Below are 667 nucleotides of genomic sequence, written 5' to 3'. Positions count from 1 at the left end.
AAATCACTGCGCTCTATGAGCGCCTGTCCCGTGACGATGACCTCACGGGTGACTCGAACTCCATTCTGAACCAGAAACGTTATCTCGAAAGCTATGCAGCACAGCGGGGTTACACAAATATCGTCCACTACACAGACGATGGGTGGTCCGGCGGCAACTTTGACCGTCCCGCATGGAAGCGCCTTGTGGCGGACATCGAGGCGGGAAAGGTGGCCCACCTGCTGTGTAAGGACCTAAGTCGGATCGGCAGAAACTACCTGCAAACCGGCTTTTATACCGAGGTAATGTTCCGACAGAATGGGGTTCATTTTGTTGCTGTCGCCAATAACATTGACAGCGAGGAACAGGACAGCAGCGAGTTTGCGCCCTTTCTCAATATCATGAACGAATGGTATCTGCGTGACCAGTCCAAAAAGGTTTCGGCAGCATACCGTGTCAAGGGCAAGGCGGGCAAGCCCACCACCAACAACGCCATCTATGGCTACAAAAAAGACCCGGAGGACAAGGACCACTGGCTGGTGGACGAGGAAGCCGCTGCCGTGGTGCGGCGGATCTTCCGGCTTGCGGTGGAGGGGCACGGCCCCCATGAGATCGCCAAGATACTCACACAGGAAAAGGTGGAGTGCCCCGCCTATTATCTGGCCCGCAACGGCAGAGGCAGCCGGAA

General features: G+C 56.2%; 1 protein-coding gene. It reads left to right on the top strand.

The genetic code is table 11. The annotated features are described in order from the left end of the window. Positions 1–2: 2 nt before the first annotated feature. A partial coding sequence (locus tag B5F88_RS19925; protein ID WP_242959910.1) for a recombinase family protein occupies positions 3–667 on the top strand: 665 nt, incomplete at its 3' end.

The organism is Flavonifractor sp. An306 (assembly GCF_002159455.1).
Lineage (GTDB): Bacteria > Bacillota > Clostridia > Oscillospirales > Oscillospiraceae > Flavonifractor.
Note: the sequence above shows the minus strand (reverse complement) of the source record. Positions and strands in the feature narration are given on the sequence as shown.